Raw genomic sequence first — 14,183 nt, 5'->3', positions numbered from 1 at the left:
AGCCTTCCTCCACTTATCCTCCGGATCGGCTCGGACAACAACCCATCAGCGGGACGAGAGAGCCATGAGCAATACCTTCGGCGCCACATCCACCACCGACGACGTTCTGGCCGGCGTCGATCTCAAGGGCAAGCGGGTGCTGGTCACCGGCGTTTCGGCTGGCCTGGGCGTCGAGACCGCCCGCGCCCTGGCCGCCCACGGCGCGGATGTCGTCGGCGCGGCCCGCGACCTGGCCAAGGCCGAGGGCGCGACCGCCGTCGTGCGCCAAGCGGCCGAGGCGAGCGGCGGCTCGCTGCGGTTGATCGAGCTTGATCTGGCGGACCTGAAAAGCGTCCGCGCCGCCGCCGACGCCCTGGTCACGGACGGGCGCCCGTTCGATCTGGTCATCGCCAACGCCGGCGTCATGGCCCCGCCGTTCGGCAAGACCGTCGACGGCTTCGAGACCCAGTTCGGGACCAATCACCTCGGCCACTTCGTGTTCGTCAACCGCATCGCCGACCTGCTGAAGGCGGGCTCGCGCGTGGTGTCGCTGGCTTCGGCCGGCCATCGCTTCTCGGACGTCGACCTCGAGGACCCGAACTTCGAGACCACCGAGTACACGCCGTTTGGCGCCTATGGCCGCTCCAAGACCGCCAACGTCCTGTTCGCCGTCGAGTTCGACCGCCGGCACAAGGCGCGCGGCGTCCGGGCCGCCGCCGTGCATCCGGGCGGCATCCATACCGAGCTGAGCCGACACATGGACCCGGCTTTCATCCAGCAGTGGCTGGACCAATTGAACGCGGAGGCCGCCGCCCAGGGGCAGCCGCCGATCCAGATGAAGACCATTCCGCAAGGCGCGGCGACCAGCGTGTGGGCCGGGGTCGTGGCGCCTGCCGAGTCCGTCGGCGGACGCTATTGCGAGGACTGTCACGTGGCCGAACGGGTCGAGAGCGACTCGTTGCTCCGCGCTGGCGTCCGTCCCTACGCCGTCGACCCGGCGCGCGCCCAGGCCCTGTGGGCGTTGAGCGAGAAGATGGTCGGCGAGGCGTTCTAGCCGCCGACCGCCACGGCGCGCGCCTGGTCCTCAAGGCTGGGCGCGCTAGGCCCCGAACCCGGCCGCTGAAGCCTCGCGGATCCCGGTCCGTATCGTCGCCAAGGCCATCGCCTCGGCCATCGAGGCCGGCTGGGGAGCCGTTGTCGCGCGGCAAGCCGGTGGTGATCTATGTGGACGAGGAGGGGAGCTAGAGCGCTCTACCCCGGCGATTGGCCGCTCGCCTTCAGGTTGGCCCGAGTCGTGCATGGCTAGCGCCATGCGCCTCGGCGCGAACGGAGAGGACGGGTTCCGTGAACCGCGTTAGCAATTCCTATCTGGCGATGTCGGCGCTGCTGGGCCGAGGACGGCTGGGCGCTTCGAGCGATGACACCGCCAATCTGATCCGCACCGCCGCCTTGCGCGCCGACCGCGCGATGAAGGCTGCCCCGGCTAAAGCAGCCGAGCTCCCGGCAAAAGCGACCGAGCGGCCGGCGGTCACGGTCTCGTTGAGCCAGGCGGCCCAGACGGCCCTGGCCCAGGCCCGGGCGGCCGTCCAGGCGCGGCCGGACTCTAGCGTCCGGTCCCCGTCCCCGACATCATCGACGCCAGCGACGCCCGCTCTCGAGCCGGAACCTCAGGCGGCTCCTTCGACGGCCGCGCCCGAGGCGAAGACCGAGTCGGCCCCGACGAAGCCTCGCTCCATCAAAGACATCGATTTCGAGAACCTGACGCCCGAAGACCGGACGTGGTTGGTCGCTCAGAATGAGGCCGGCAGAGCCAACCACGAGGCGGTCATGATGATTTGGCGTGATCTCGATAGTCGAGACACCGATCAGGTGACGCCCGTGGAGGCTCGCGCGCTGCTGGCGAAACTGGAGCCGCTGGTGAAAGCCAGCGAAGACTACGAGTTCAAGCATGCGAACGTTCAGAGGGCGGTGGACTTCCTGACCGATCGCGGCTCACGGCCCGACGACTATCGACCGGCCTATGTGGAAATCCACGGCATGCGCCTTCGCGTCTAGCGCGCTCGGTTCGCTTGCCCCGTTCGCTTACCCCTGTCGGGTCTCACGGTTTCCAGCGACGGCGGCCAAGCCGCTACCGTCGCTTGCTCATGAGGTCAAAGCATGAGGGCGCCGCGACCACCGTGCGTAAGAAGCCTGCGTTTTCGTCTGGGTCGGCGTGGCGCGACGGAAATGGTCGTTTCTAGGCGGGGAAAGGTACGGGAATGGATCCTTCTCCCCTTGCGGGAGAAGGTGGCCCGAAGGGCCGGATGAGGGGTTGAGCGGGCGGATCGGAGTGACCCCTCACCCGACCGCCGGAGTTTATCCTCGGGCGCGCGCTTTGCGCGACCCGGGGGCCGGCCACCCTCTCCCGCAAGGGGAGAGGACGTCCTGTGGATAACTTTTCGCGCTAGCCCCCGAACCCCGCCTTCACGACTGCCCGGGCCACGTTCGCGTGGACGGTGTTGCGGGCGGCATCGTCGCCGCCGCGATCGTGGAAGACGGCGATCAACACCGGCCCCCGGCCCGGCGGCCAAGCGATGGCGACGTCGTTGGTGATGTCGCGGCCGTTGTTGCCGGTCTTGTCGCCGACGCGCCAGCCGGGCGGCAGGCCCGCCCGCAGCCGCCGGTCGCCGGTCTTGTTGGCGATCAGCCAGTCGCGAAATTGCTGGCGCGAGGCGGGGGAGAGGGCGTCGTCCAGCAGCAGGGTCTTCCAGGTCGCCAGCATGGCGGCGGGCGTTGTGGTGTCGCGCGGATCGTCGGGCGCGCCGCGGTTCAGTTCCGGCTCCAGCCGGTCGCTGCGGGTGGTCTGGTCGCCGACGGCCCGCAGGAATCGGGTCAGGGCCGCCGGCCCGCCGCTCGGACCGCCCAGGGCCTCGAACAGCAGGTTGGCCGCGGCGTTGTCGCTAACGGTGATGGTCGCCTCGCAAAGCTGGCCGATCGTCATGCCGTCCCGGACGTGTTTCTCGACGATCGGCGAGTTGTCCATCAGCACCTCGGGCCCGAAGGTCACGCGCCGATCCAGCCGCTCGCGGCCCTGGTCGACGCGGCGCAGGATGGCGGCGCTGAGCGGCGCCTTGATCGTGCTGCACATGCGGAAGCGCTGGTCGCCGCGCCAGGCGAAACGGCGGCCATCGTGGGTGTCCAGCACCGCCAGGCCGATCCGGCCGCCGCTGGCGCGCTCCAATTCGTTAATACGTGAGCTAAGGGCTTTTGACGCCGCGGCGCGGTCGCCCGCCAGGACGGGGCGGGCGGCGGACAGCAGGGCGGGCGCGGCCGTCAGGGCCGTGATCAGGGTTCTACGATGCAGCATGTGGGGTCTCCTCGGCGCGGAAACTGCCCAGGCCTGGCTTTCAGCGCAAACGACGATAGCTTGGCGCACCCATTAGCTGGATTAGGGTCTGACGCGTGAGCCGCGCCCAACTGCCCCTCAATGCCCTGCGCGCCTTCGAGGCCTCGGCCCGCCACCTGTCCTTCACCAAGGCCGCCATCGAGCTGTGCGTGACCCAGGCGGCGGTCAGCCATCAGGTGAAGGGGCTGGAGACCCGGCTGGGCGCGGCGTTGTTTCGGCGTCTGCCGCGCGGGCTGGCCCTGACCGACGAGGGGCTGGCGCTGCTGCCCAGCGTGCGGGAGTCGTTCGACCGCCTCGACGACACTCTGGCGCGGTTCGAGGGCGGGCGGGTCACCGAGGTCTTGAGCGTCGGGGTGGTCGGCACCTTCGCGGTCGGCTGGCTGCTGCCGCGCCTGCCGGCCTTCCGCGAGGCGCATCCGTTCGTGGACCTGCGCCTCTTCACCAACAACAACCGCGCCGACCTGGCGGGGGAGGGGCTGGACTGCGCGATCCGCTTCGGCGATGGGGCCTGGCACGGGACCGAGGCCGCGCCGCTGCTGCCCGCGCCCATGAGCCCGCTGTGCGCGCCGGCGGTGGCCGAGCGCCTCGCCGAACCCCAGGACCTGTTCCGCGAGACCCTGCTGCGCAGCTACCGCGCCGCCGACTGGCCCGACTGGTTCGCCGCCGCCGGTCTCTCGCCGCCGCCGATCCGCGGGCCGGTGTTCGACAGCTCCTGGGTGATGGTCGAGGCCGCGATCCAGGGTCTTGGCGTGGCGCTGGCGCCGCCCAATATGTTTACGCGGGATCTCGCCCAAGGACGCCTGGTCCGCCCCTTCGACATCGAGGTCGGCGCGGGTCGCTACTGGCTCGCCTGGCTGAAGTCCAAGGTGCCGACTCAGGCGATGAAAGCCTTCCTGGCGTGGCTTTCGGAGGCCGAAGACGGATAATTTTTCATGGGAACCAAATGGCGTCGGCGGGGTTCGCGCGCGGCTATAATGTGCTTGTAATTCAATGCTCAAGCTTGGCCCGGAAGCGCCGGAATCGCGCCTATCTTTAGCCAAGTTCGGCTGTCCGTTTTGAAACAGCGAGCGTTGCAGGACGCCTCGCGCCCACTACGGATGAGAGCCAAGATGATAGCAAGCACCAAGACCATGATGGTCGCCGCCGCCCTGGTGATGGGCGGCCTTACGGTCAGCGGCTGCGCGACCAAGAAGTACGTCAACACCCAGGTCGGGGCGGTCAACGAGCGGGTCAGCGCTCACGACACCCAAATCGGCGAGTTGGACAAGACCTCCAAGGAGGCCCTGGACCGCGCCATCGCCGCCGGCAAGCTGGCCGAGGGCAAGTTCCAGTACGCCCTCGTGCTGTCCGACGACTCCGTGAAGTTCCCGGTCAACGCCGCGACCCTGTCGCCCGAGGCCGAGCAACGTCTGTCGGAGTTCACCGAGAAGCTGAAGGCCGACAACAAGAACGTCTACCTCGAGATCCAGGGTCACACCGACAACTCGGGCTCGAAGGAATACAACGACGAGCTGGGTGAAAAGCGCGCGGAGACGGTGCGCAAGTTCCTCAGCCAGCACGGCGTCGCCCTGAACCGGATGGCGACGATCTCCTACGGCCAGGAGGCTCCGGTCGCCCCGAACGAGACGCGCGAAGGCCGAGCCCAGAACCGCCGCGTCGTCGTGATGGTGCTTAGCTAGTTTCCCCCGCGTTCCGGAGGGAGGGCTCGGTCGGCATCAAGCCGAGCCATCTCTCCTGGGCGGACTCGCCGGCGCGGGAGTGAGCGCCGCGCCGGCGAGGATTCCGTCCTGGGACGGAATGGCGTTGGAAGCGGAGATCAATCCCGCCTTCCTGGGCCTTGTGCCCAGGACCCATCGTTCCGCCGCCGCCGATTTTGACCAGTGACCGGGGCCTCCCGGCCTTGGCTATCCTGAACGGCCGAGCCCGCCTCCGACAGGGGTCCTGGGCACAAGGCCCAGGAAGGCAAGGATTTTGGCTTCGAGGTCGTGTTTGGATGTCGATCCGTCCTTAAGCCGTCTTGAACCGATCCGCCGGCTGGCTGCGGGACAGGTTGGGGTAGAGCTTGGCCCTGGCGGCCATGGCGCCTTCCCAATCCGCCGCGTCGGGCAGCGACGGGATCGTGATCAGCTCGCCCTGGTCGAAGCCCGCGAGCGCCGCGTCGACCATGTCGTCGACGTCCATCAGGATGTTCGGGTCGATCGCGTTGATGTCCGTGCCTGACCGCTCCCAGATCTCGGTCCGGGTCGCGCCCGGCAGCACCGCCTGGATGCGGACCGCCGACTTGGCCAGTTGCGCCCGCAGGCCTTGGGTCAGATAGATCACATAGGCCTTGGTCGCGCCGTAGACCGGCAAGCCCATCTCCGGCGCCAGGCCGACCACCGAAGCCAGGTTGATGATCGTCCCGGCGTCGCGCGGGACAAAGTTTCGGGCCGCCGCCGCCGCCAGCCGGGTCACGGCCGTCACGTTAAGCTGGATCATCTTCTCGAACGCTTCCGGATCGGACCCGACGAAGTCGCCCGCGCCCGCGACGCCGGCGTTGTTGACCAGCGTGGAGATCGCCGCATCGCTCGCCAGGCGCTCTTCGAGCTTCAGAAGGTCGGCCTTGTTGGTCAGGTCGGCCTTGATGACCTCGACCTTGACGCCGGTCTCGGCGCGCAGGCGCTCGGCCAGGGCGTTCAGGCGCGCCTCGTCGCGGGCGACCAGGATCAGGTCCTGGCCGCGCTTGGCCAGGCGGTCGGCATAGGTCGCGCCAATGCCGGTGGAAGCGCCGGTGATCAGGGCCGCGCCTTGGATGTCGATGTCGCTCATCGTTTTCTGAAGTCCCTTGCCGTGGCCCCAGTGGTCCGGCTTGTCATCCTAGCTATGAAGTAACTTGCATTTCGCAAGTCACTTGCCAAATGTTTCGTCATGAGCAAATCCGAACCCGTCCCCACCCAATGTCCGGTCGCTCGCACGCTGAAGCGGGTGGGCGATGTCTGGACCTTCTTGATCCTCCGCGACGCCAGTCAGGGTCTTGGACGTTTCGATCAGTTCCAGAAGAGCCTGGGCGTGGCGCCGAACATCCTGACCAAGCGTCTGGCCGCCTTGGTCGAGAACGGCCTCTTGGAAAAGCGCGCCTACAGCACCCGGCCGCCGCGCTACGAGTATCTGCTGACGGACTTGGGCCGCGACTTCGGCGGCGTGCTGACGGCCATGCTGGCCTTCGGCAACCGGCACTTCGCGGTCGAGGGGATCGCCGGGCAACTGGTCGATCGCGAGACAGGCGAGCCCGCCGAGCCGATCCTGGTGGACCGGGTCAGCGGCAAGCCGATCACCCCGGAGCATTTCACCTACGCGGCCGGACCGGCGGCGGGGCCCGAGGTGCTGGAGCGCGTGGCGTTCATGGCGACGCGAGTCCAATAGTTCTTCCGATTTCCCCGGCCTTCGCCGGGGAGGTCGGCGCGGAAGGAGTCTAAGCGATCAAGTCCGGATCGTTCCGCTTCAGCCAGGCCGCCGCGTAGGAGCAGAGCGGGGTGATCCGCATGCCCTCGGCGCGGGCGGTCTCGGCGACCTTGGTCATCAGCCGGCCGGCCGCGCCCGTGCCGCGCAGGGCGGGGTCGGCCTCGACGTGCGGGATCACTAGCCGATGTCCCGAGCGCTGGTAGTCGGCGAAGGCCAGCAGGCCGTCGACCTCCAGTTCGTAGCGGGCGAGTTCGGGGTTGTGGCGGAAGGTGTCGGTCATGATGCTTCCAACGCGAGTGAGGCCGAGGCGTTGCGATCCTCCCCCTAGCGGGGGAGGTGGCGCGAAGCGCCGGAGGGGGAAGTGCCGGAGAGCCTGCCTCTTCCCCCTCCGTCGTCTCTTCGAGCCGACACCTCCCCCGCTAGGGGGAGGATTTGTGAGTTCAAACCAACTCCACCGCCATCGCCGTGGCCTCGCCGCCGCCGATGCAGAGCGACGCCAGCCCTTTCTTGCCGCCGCGCGCCTGTAGCGCCGCGATCAGGGTGCAGAGGATGCGCGCGCCCGAGGCGCCGATCGGGTGGCCCAGGGCGCAGGCGCCGCCATTGACGTTCAGCTTGTCCTCGGGGATGCCCAGCTCCTGCTGGGCGATCATGGCGACCACGGCGAAGGCTTCGTTGACCTCGAACAGGTCGACGTCCTCGACGCTCCAGCCGGCCTTCGTCAGCGCCTTCTTCATGGCCGGAACCGGTGCGGTGGTGAACAGGCCAGGCTCGTGGGCGTGGGCGGCGTGGCCGGCGACGCGGGCGACGATCGGCAGGCCCAGGGCCTTGGCGACGCTCTCGCGGGTCATGACCAGGGCCGCGGCGCCGTCGCTGATCGAGGAGCTGTTGGCCGCGGTGATGCCGCCGTCGCGAGCGAAGGCCGGCCGCAGGGTCGGGATCTTGGCCGGATCGGCCTTCAGCGGCTGCTCGTCGGTGTCGACGACCTCGGTCCCCTTGCGGGTCTGGACGCTGACCGGCGTGATCTCGCCCTTGAAGGCGCCGCTCTGGATGGCGGTCTTGGCCTTGGCGAGACCCTTCGTGGCGTAGGCGTCCATCGCCTCGCGGGTGAACTGGTACTGGGCCGCCGTCTCCTCGGCGAAGGCGCCCATCAGCTTGCCGGGCGTGTAGGCGTCCTCGAGACCGTCCAGGTACATGGAGTCCCAGATCTGGTCGTGGCCGATGCGGGCGCCGGCGCGGTGCTTGGCCATCAGGTAGGGCGCGCCGGTCATGCTCTCCATGCCGCCGGCCACCACCAGGTCGACCGAGCCGGCCGCCAGGGCGTCGTGAGCCATGATCGCGGCCTGCATGCCGCTGCCGCACATCTTGTTGACGGTGGTGGCCTCGACCGAGAGCGGAAGCCCCGCGCCCAGCGCCGCCTGGCGGGCGGGGGCCTGTCCCAGACCCGCCGGCAGCACGCAGCCCATGATGATCTGCTCGACCTTGTCGCCCGACACGCCGGCGCGCTCGATCGCGGCCTTCACGGCGGTCGCGCCCAGCTCGGTCGCCTTCACCCCGCCCAGCGCGCCCTGGAAGCCGCCCATCGGGGTGCGAGCATAAGAGACGATGACGACGGGATCGGCGGCGGGCATGGTTTTCTCCCTAAAGCGATTGAACGCGCTCGAAATCGGCGCTTGCTCGAACGTGGCCTTCCCCATGCCGCGAGGCAAGGCGAGAAGCCGGTGGCGCCAGCGCGGCCCATCAAAATCAAGACCGCCCTTCGCGGGCGCGGACCGGTGTCTGGCGCGGCCGGTGTCTGGCGCGGATTGTCGCCAAAGGAAAGGCCCCGGCGCTCGCGCGCCGGGGCCTCGGTAGGGGCGTCCCGCCAGGACGACGGGGCGGGGGGGGTTATTTCAGCTTGGCGCTCAGCGAGACGCCGATCACGCGCGGCTCGTTGTAGACGGCGGCCATGTAGTTCTCGATCACGCCCTTGAGGTTCTTCTCGTTGGTGATGTTGCGGCCGAAGAGAGCGACCTCGTAACCCTTGTCCAGGTTCTCGTAGCCCAGCTTCACGCCGCCCTCGAAGTTGCCCTTCGAGTAGAACTCGCGGGTCTTGTAGAGCACGAAGTTGGTATAGCCCTGGACGTTCCAGTCCGTGGCGATGAACACCCGGCGGTCGTCGGCCACCGGCACGTCGTAGCGGGCGGTGAAGTTCAGGTTGTACTTCGGCGCGTTCGGCAGCGGCTGGCCGTCGATCTGGGCGAAGGTGTTGGCGCCGACCTTGATCGTCGGGTTCTCCACGGTGCAGACCACCACGCCGTTCAGGGCGCAGACCTGGGCGTAGACGCGCTTGTCCTTGATCTCGCTATGCAGCCAGCTGGCGCCGGCGGTCAGCAGCAGGTTCGGGATCGGGCGCCATTCGGCGTCGGCTTCCAGGCCGTAAGCCTTGGCCTTGTCGGCGTTGAACAGCACGCCGTTGCCGTTGCTGTCGTTGCCGTTCAGCTGGATGTCGCTGACCTCGTAGGTGAAGGCCGAGGCGTTCAGGCGCAGGGTGTTGTCCAGCAGGCGGCTCTTGAAGCCGGCTTCCCACGACAGGATCGTTTCCGAGTTCGCGGTCGTGAAGTCGGCGTTGAACACCGCCGAGCGGCCCTGGATGGTCGGACCGCGGAAGCCCTTGGCGACGCGGGCGTAGACGCTGAAGTCGTCGGTGGCTTCGTACAGGGCCGACAGGTCCCAGCTGGGCTGGGTGTCGGCCAGGCGCACATAGCGGCGGCCCGTGTAGGTGACGACGCCGGCGGCGGTGTCGGCGGTCTTCAGCAGGTTGGTCTTCTTGACGTCCTTGGTCTCGCGGGCGCCCGCCGTGACGGTCAGCTTGTCGGTGACCTTGTAGCTGGCCTGGCCGAACACGGCCCACGAGGTGTTCTCGTTACGCAGCGCCACCCAGTTGTTGGGGTTGGCCTTGGTGAAGTAGGCGCGCTGATAGAAGTTGGTCAGGTCCTCGGAGCTGAACAGCATGCCGCCGACCTGCCACTTCAGGCGGCCCTCGGTGTTGCTGGCCAGGCGGATTTCCTGGCTGACCTGGTCGAGGTCCTTCAGCTGGCCCATCGACTGGCCAAAGCCGTTCGGCACGCCATTGACCGGGAAGTTGGCCGCCGCGCCGCCGTCGGTGTCGCCGCGGCTCTTGCCCTTGGCGGCCTCGTAGGCGCTGATCGAGGTCAGGGTGACCGGACCGAAATCGTAGGCGATGTTCAGGCTGGCGCCGGCCATCTGATAGGCCTGCTGATTGTTGTCGGCCTCGTCATAGGCGACGCTGTCGCGGGGGGCGTTCGGCTTGTTCGAGCCCTTGGTCAGGGCGCTCCGCAGGAACAGGGTCGAGGTGCCGTCGTAGTCGCGGGCGTGGGCCGAGGCCAGCACGGTCAGCTGGTCGTTCGGCGTGGCCAGCAGCTGGACGCGGACGTCCTTCTCGTCATAGCCGCCCATGGCGTTCTTCTTGGGCGTGGCGGTGCCGTCGGCGCTGACGCCCGAGAAGGTGTTGTCCACCCAGTCGTCGCGGTGCTGGTAGAGGGCCGACACGCGGAAGGCCAGCTTGTCCTGAACGATCGGGCCGCCGATGCCGCCGTCGAAGGTGGTCGTGCCGTAGCTGCCGTACGAGGCCGAGAAGCGGCCCTGCAGGTCCTGGGTCGGCTTGGCGGTGTCGAACTTGATGATGCCGGCGGTGGTGTTGCGGCCGAACAGCGAGCCTTGCGGGCCGCGCAGCACTTCGACCTGCTTGATGTCGAACATCGGGTTCGACTTCAGGGTCACGTGCTCCAGGACGACGTCGTCCTGGATGATGGTCACGGGCTGCGAGGCGCCCAGGTAGAAGTCGATGTTGCCGAGACCGCGGATGTAGAAGCGCGGGAAGATCCGGCCCGTGGTGGTTTCGGCGTAAAGGCTGGGGACGCGGCCGGAGAGGGCCAGGATGTCCTCGCCGCCGGCCTGGACGGCGCGCAGCTGGTCGCCGCCGACGGCGGCCACCGACAGCGGCACCTTCTGCAGGTTTTCCGAGCGGCGCTCGGCGGTGACGACGACTTCTTCCAGAGCCGTGGCGGGCTCGGCGGCCTGACGGGCCTGGGCCGCCGAGGCGACGCCCAGCAGGGACACGCCCAAGAGGCACGCCAGCTTGAGGGAGGATTGGGTACGCATGTGAGAGACCTTGTTCGCGGCCTTGTGGCCGTCGTTCGAGAGACGCGAGCCGCTAGCGGGGCGCGCGATGGCTCATCGCGTCAGGGCCCATTGCGGATCACGCCCCGCGCTATAGGCCGGTTCGATGTCAGTTCAATGAAAGTTTTACTTACTTGTTAGGCGAAGGCTTCCTTCTCTCACGGTGCGCGATTGCCCCCTCTTCCGACCTCCCCGGCATTCGCCGGGGAAGTCGGGTTTATGAACGCCCCGCCAAATTCACCGCCACCGCCGCCCGCACCAGGGCCTTGAACGCCGCCTCGTCGAAGGCTTCGTCGCGGCGGAAGTCGATCGCGCGGCGGACGTTGCCGTCCAGGCTGGAATTGAACAGGCCCGAGGGATCCGGCACGGACGCGCCCTTGGCGAAGGTGGTCTTCACATAGGCCTTGTAGGTCTCGCCGGTGCAGAGGATCCCGCCGTGAGACCAGACCGGCTTGCCCCACTTCCACTCCTCGACGACGTCGGGATCAGCCTCGTGGATCAGCTGGCGGAGCTTGGCCAGGATCTCGCCGCGCCAGTCGCCCAGCTCGGCGATGGCCCGGTCGATCAGGTCGGAGGCCGGGACACCCTCGGGCGCGGGTTTCATCTTGCCCATCAAGGCTCCTTTCGGGTCACAGGCGCTGGCCGGGTAGGGCGGCGGCCTGGCGGATCCAGTCCGTCAGCCTGTCCTCGTCCAGCGTCTCGCCTTCGTGGATATGGAGGTAGCGCACGTCCGCCTGCTTCGACGCGACGGGCGGCTGGGGATCCAGGCGCGCGCCCTTGAAGAAGGCCACTTTGACGTAGCGGGCGAAGACGTGAACGCTCAGGAACCAGGTCCCGTCCTCGGCGCCGTACAGCGGCGAGTTCCACTTCACGGCCTTTCTGACGCCAGGGACGACGGTCTCCACCAGGGCGTCGAGCCGCTCGCCGACGGCGCGCTTCCAGCCGGGCATGGCGGCGATATAGGCCTGGACGGGTCCGTCGCCGCCGCCCTTGGCGATCCGCGGATTGCCGCCGGACAGCAGCACTGGCTTGTCGACCACGTCGCCCTCCTCAAGCCTTCGCGCCGCGCCCGCCTCGCCATTTGGCGAGGTAGGGCAGGACGAACAGATAGAGCCCCGTGACCAGCAGCAGGATCAAGGGGACCAGGGCGAAAAGCCCGACCCAGTATGGCGGCTGTCCCTGGGTCATCACGATGATGTAGCCCAACACCCCGGCGGTGAAGGCGATCGACAGCCAGCGGTGGATCTGGCGCGTCAGGCGGCTCATGGCGTCATCCTTCCTTCGTGAGCAGGGTTTCGAGCTTGTCGAGGAAGCCCTTCCAGCCGGCGTGGGCGCCGCCGAAGGCCTGCTTCTGGTCGGGACGGAAGCCCGATTGCTCGACGCGCAGGCGAGTCCCCGTCGCCGTCGGCGTCAGGGTGAAGGTCACCACGCTGGTCAGGTCGTAGGCCGGATCCGCGTGCTTGTGGTTCCAGGTGTAGGACAGGCTCTTGGGCGGCTCGACACTCAGCACCTCGCAGTCCAGCACCCCGCCCCAATCGCCGCGCAGGTTGAAGCGGTGGCCGACCTGGGGCTGGAAATCGTTCTTCATCAGCCATTCGGCCATCAGGTGGGGCTGGGTCAGGGCGCGCCACAGCTTCTCGGGCGGGTGGGCGATCTCGCGCTCGATCACGACGGTCTTGAGCTGACCGGTGGGGCTGGTCATTGGTCCATCCTGTTCAAGAGGTCTTCCAGGGCGTCGAAGCGGGCTTCCCAGAAGCCGGCCATGCGGCCCGTCCAGTCGATCAGCGGGGCCAGCGCCTGGGGGCGGGCGCTGTAGTGGGTCTGGCGTCCCTCCGGCCGGTCGCTGACCAGGCCCGCCGCCTTCAGCGCCGCCAGATGCTTGGACACCGCCGGCTGGCTGACGCCGGCTCGCGCCGTCAGGGCCGCGACCGTCTGCTCGCCGTCCTGGCACAGCCGCTCGAACAGCGCCCGGCGGGTCGGGTCGGCGAGGGCGCGGAAGAGGTCGTCGGAGGCGGAGAGCATCGAATTCATAACCTGTTGGCTATGAATTATTCCATAACTTTCTGGCTATGGATAAGTCAAGTCGGCGTTGATGTCAGGAGGAGGGCGCTAGCCCACCATCGACCAGTCCAGCGGCTCGCCCCGCGCGATGTCCCGTGTCGCCGGACGGCCCAGCACCTTGTCGAGCTCGCCGGGCGGCAGGCCCGCGCCGGGGCGGACCGAGCGGATGTTGGCGCGGCTCAGGGTCTGGCCGGCCTTGACGTCGGCGGTGACATAGAGCGAGCGGCGGAACTGCAGGTTGGCCCGCTCGGCGCCCAGGACGTCGTAGTGGGCGACGCCCAGCGCCGCCCAGGCGTTCTTGGTGTCGTCCACGAGAGCCTTGAACTCGGCCGGCTCCAGGCTGAAGGCCGCGTCCGGTCCGCCGTCGGCGCGGGCCAGGGTGAAGTGCTTCTCGACGCAGCAGGCGCCCAGGGTCACCGCCGCCACCGAGGCGGCCGTGCCGGGCGTGTGGTCCGACAGGCCGATCGGGCAGCCGAAGCGGGCGGCCATGTCCGGCACGGTCCGCACATTGGCGTCGGCGAAGGTCGCCGGATAGCTGGACACGCAGTGCAGCAGCAGCACCCCCGCCGCGCCGGCGGCCAGGGCCGTGTCGCGGGCGGTCTTCATCTCCTGGAGATTGGCCATGCCGGTCGAGATGATCAGCGGCTTGCCCTTCGAGGCGGCGTATTTGATCAGCGGCAGGTCGACGGCCTCGAACGAGGCGATCTTGAAGGCCGGCGCGCCCAGGTCGTCCAGCAGGTCGACGGCGGTCTCGTCGAACGGGCTTGAGAAGATGGTCACGCCGCGCTCGTGGGCGCGCTCGAAGATCGCCCTGTGCCATTCGAACGGCGTCTGGGCTTCCTGATAGAGCTCGTACAGCGTGCGGCCGTCCCACAGGCCGCCATGGATCTTGAACTCGGGTCGGTCGACGTCGAGCGTGATGGTGTCGGCGGTGTAGGTCTGGATCTTGATCGCGTCGCAGCCGGTGTCGGCGGCCGCGTCGACCATCTCCAGGCAGCGGTCCAGGCTGCCGTTGTGGTTGCCGGACAGCTCGCAGATCACATAGGGCGGATAGTCGGCGCCGATGCGGCGACCGGCGATCTCGATGAAGGGGGCGGACATGACGGATCACCCGGAAACGTGGTTGCCGTCAGCTTAA

Annotated in this window: 16 protein-coding genes and 1 pseudogene; 6 read left to right on the top strand and 11 right to left on the bottom strand. The window is 68.3% G+C overall.

The annotated features are described in order from the left end of the window. Positions 1-64 precede the first annotated feature (64 nt). The 3 genes and pseudogenes from J2728_RS01450 (at position 65) to J2728_RS01440 (ending at position 2,034) form a co-directional block, all read left to right on the top strand. Positions 65-1,033, top strand: coding sequence for an SDR family NAD(P)-dependent oxidoreductase (locus J2728_RS01450; protein WP_309995435.1), 969 nt, complete (start codon positions 65-67; stop codon positions 1,031-1,033). Between the two features lie 73 nt (positions 1,034-1,106). Then, positions 1,107-1,224 (top strand): annotated as a pseudogene (locus J2728_RS01445) (hypothetical protein); the annotation flags it as partial. Between the two features lie 99 nt (positions 1,225-1,323). Further along, positions 1,324-2,034 carry an RAD23 family protein gene (locus J2728_RS01440; RefSeq protein ID WP_309995432.1) on the top strand — a complete coding sequence of 237 codons (711 nt, stop codon included), beginning with the start codon at positions 1,324-1,326 and terminating at the stop codon, positions 2,032-2,034. Between the two features lie 388 nt (positions 2,035-2,422). Here J2728_RS01440 and bla read toward each other — a convergent pair whose 3' ends face one another. Beyond that, complete coding sequence (bla, locus tag J2728_RS01435; protein ID WP_309995430.1) at positions 2,423-3,325, bottom strand: class A beta-lactamase; 903 nt, start codon at positions 3,323-3,325, stop codon at positions 2,423-2,425. Positions 3,326-3,420: 95 nt separating this feature from the next. Here bla and J2728_RS01430 point away from each other — a divergent pair, with 95 nt between their 5' ends. Beyond that, complete coding sequence (locus J2728_RS01430; protein ID WP_309995428.1) at positions 3,421-4,290, top strand: LysR family transcriptional regulator; 870 nt, start codon at positions 3,421-3,423, stop codon at positions 4,288-4,290. Positions 4,291-4,473: 183 nt separating this feature from the next. Further along, on the top strand, positions 4,474-5,043 hold the full coding sequence (locus tag J2728_RS01425) for an OmpA family protein (protein ID WP_013080478.1): 570 nt from the start codon (positions 4,474-4,476) through the stop codon (positions 5,041-5,043). Between the two features lie 328 nt (positions 5,044-5,371). On the opposite strand, the gene J2728_RS01420 is transcribed toward J2728_RS01425, so the two are convergent. Then, a complete protein-coding gene (locus tag J2728_RS01420; RefSeq protein ID WP_309995422.1) occupies positions 5,372-6,172 on the bottom strand; it encodes an SDR family NAD(P)-dependent oxidoreductase in 801 nt (266 codons plus the stop codon). 99 nt (positions 6,173-6,271) lie between these two features. Here J2728_RS01420 and J2728_RS01415 point away from each other — a divergent pair, with 99 nt between their 5' ends. Further along, positions 6,272-6,766, top strand: coding sequence for a winged helix-turn-helix transcriptional regulator (locus tag J2728_RS01415; protein WP_309995420.1), 495 nt, complete (start codon positions 6,272-6,274; stop codon positions 6,764-6,766). Between the two features lie 49 nt (positions 6,767-6,815). On the opposite strand, the gene J2728_RS01410 is transcribed toward J2728_RS01415, so the two are convergent. From J2728_RS01410 to pseI, 9 genes are all read right to left on the bottom strand, one after another. Then, positions 6,816-7,085 (bottom strand): GNAT family N-acetyltransferase, encoded by a 270-nt coding sequence (locus tag J2728_RS01410; RefSeq protein ID WP_309995418.1) that lies wholly within the window; start codon positions 7,083-7,085, stop codon positions 6,816-6,818. 160 nt (positions 7,086-7,245) lie between these two features. Beyond that, a complete protein-coding gene (locus J2728_RS01405) occupies positions 7,246-8,433 on the bottom strand; it encodes an acetyl-CoA C-acyltransferase (RefSeq protein WP_309995416.1) in 1,188 nt (395 codons plus the stop codon). A gap of 256 nt (positions 8,434-8,689) precedes the next feature. Beyond that, positions 8,690-10,966: a TonB-dependent receptor gene (locus J2728_RS01400; RefSeq protein WP_309995414.1), complete on the bottom strand. Its 2,277-nt coding sequence runs from the start codon at positions 10,964-10,966 to the stop codon at positions 8,690-8,692. Positions 10,967-11,201: 235 nt separating this feature from the next. Then, complete coding sequence (locus J2728_RS01395; RefSeq protein WP_309995412.1) at positions 11,202-11,597, bottom strand: DUF1801 domain-containing protein; 396 nt, start codon at positions 11,595-11,597, stop codon at positions 11,202-11,204. 16 nt (positions 11,598-11,613) lie between these two features. Beyond that, positions 11,614-12,024: a DUF1801 domain-containing protein gene (locus J2728_RS01390; protein ID WP_309995411.1), complete on the bottom strand. Its 411-nt coding sequence runs from the start codon at positions 12,022-12,024 to the stop codon at positions 11,614-11,616. A gap of 10 nt (positions 12,025-12,034) precedes the next feature. Beyond that, on the bottom strand, positions 12,035-12,250 hold the full coding sequence (locus tag J2728_RS01385) for a hypothetical protein (RefSeq protein ID WP_309995409.1): 216 nt from the start codon (positions 12,248-12,250) through the stop codon (positions 12,035-12,037). A 4-nt stretch (positions 12,251-12,254) separates the two neighbouring features. Next, positions 12,255-12,686, bottom strand: coding sequence for an SRPBCC family protein (locus J2728_RS01380; RefSeq protein WP_309995407.1), 432 nt, complete (start codon positions 12,684-12,686; stop codon positions 12,255-12,257). Beyond that, the gene (locus tag J2728_RS01375) at positions 12,683-13,006 is read right to left on the bottom strand and encodes an ArsR/SmtB family transcription factor (RefSeq protein ID WP_309995406.1); all 324 of its coding nucleotides are present in this window, start codon (positions 13,004-13,006) and stop codon (positions 12,683-12,685) included. Before J2728_RS01375 ends, J2728_RS01380 begins: the two co-directional genes overlap by 4 nt. Before the next feature lie 87 nt (positions 13,007-13,093). Continuing rightward, entirely contained in the window at positions 13,094-14,146 is a 1,053-nt protein-coding gene (pseI, locus tag J2728_RS01370; RefSeq protein WP_309995404.1) for a pseudaminic acid synthase, read from the bottom strand. Positions 14,147-14,183: the final 37 nt, after the last annotated feature.

Origin of the sequence: Caulobacter segnis (genome assembly GCF_031454995.1) — a bacterium.
GTDB classification, from domain to species: Bacteria; Pseudomonadota; Alphaproteobacteria; order Caulobacterales; family Caulobacteraceae; genus Caulobacter; species Caulobacter segnis_E.
This window is presented reverse-complemented; position numbering and strand designations above follow the sequence as displayed.

Excerpts from the sequence above, each read along its gene's own strand:
- J2728_RS01450 (WP_309995435.1), top strand. The coding sequence starts at position 65 with ATGAGCAATACCTTCGGCGCCACATCCACCACCGACGACGTTCTGGCC.
- bla (WP_309995430.1), bottom strand. The coding sequence starts at position 3,325 with ATGCTGCATCGTAGAACCCTGATCACGGCCCTGACGGCCGCGCCCGCC.
- J2728_RS01425 (WP_013080478.1), top strand. The coding sequence starts at position 4,474 with ATGATAGCAAGCACCAAGACCATGATGGTCGCCGCCGCCCTGGTGATG.
- J2728_RS01420 (WP_309995422.1), bottom strand. The coding sequence starts at position 6,172 with ATGAGCGACATCGACATCCAAGGCGCGGCCCTGATCACCGGCGCTTCC.
- J2728_RS01415 (WP_309995420.1), top strand. The coding sequence starts at position 6,272 with ATGAGCAAATCCGAACCCGTCCCCACCCAATGTCCGGTCGCTCGCACG.
- J2728_RS01410 (WP_309995418.1), bottom strand. The coding sequence starts at position 7,085 with ATGACCGACACCTTCCGCCACAACCCCGAACTCGCCCGCTACGAACTG.
- J2728_RS01405 (WP_309995416.1), bottom strand. The coding sequence starts at position 8,433 with ATGCCCGCCGCCGATCCCGTCGTCATCGTCTCTTATGCTCGCACCCCG.
- J2728_RS01400 (WP_309995414.1), bottom strand. The coding sequence starts at position 10,966 with ATGCGTACCCAATCCTCCCTCAAGCTGGCGTGCCTCTTGGGCGTGTCC.
- J2728_RS01395 (WP_309995412.1), bottom strand. The coding sequence starts at position 11,597 with ATGGGCAAGATGAAACCCGCGCCCGAGGGTGTCCCGGCCTCCGACCTG.
- J2728_RS01385 (WP_309995409.1), bottom strand. The coding sequence starts at position 12,250 with ATGAGCCGCCTGACGCGCCAGATCCACCGCTGGCTGTCGATCGCCTTC.
- J2728_RS01380 (WP_309995407.1), bottom strand. The coding sequence starts at position 12,686 with ATGACCAGCCCCACCGGTCAGCTCAAGACCGTCGTGATCGAGCGCGAG.
- J2728_RS01375 (WP_309995406.1), bottom strand. The coding sequence starts at position 13,006 with ATGCTCTCCGCCTCCGACGACCTCTTCCGCGCCCTCGCCGACCCGACC.
- pseI (WP_309995404.1), bottom strand. The coding sequence starts at position 14,146 with ATGTCCGCCCCCTTCATCGAGATCGCCGGTCGCCGCATCGGCGCCGAC.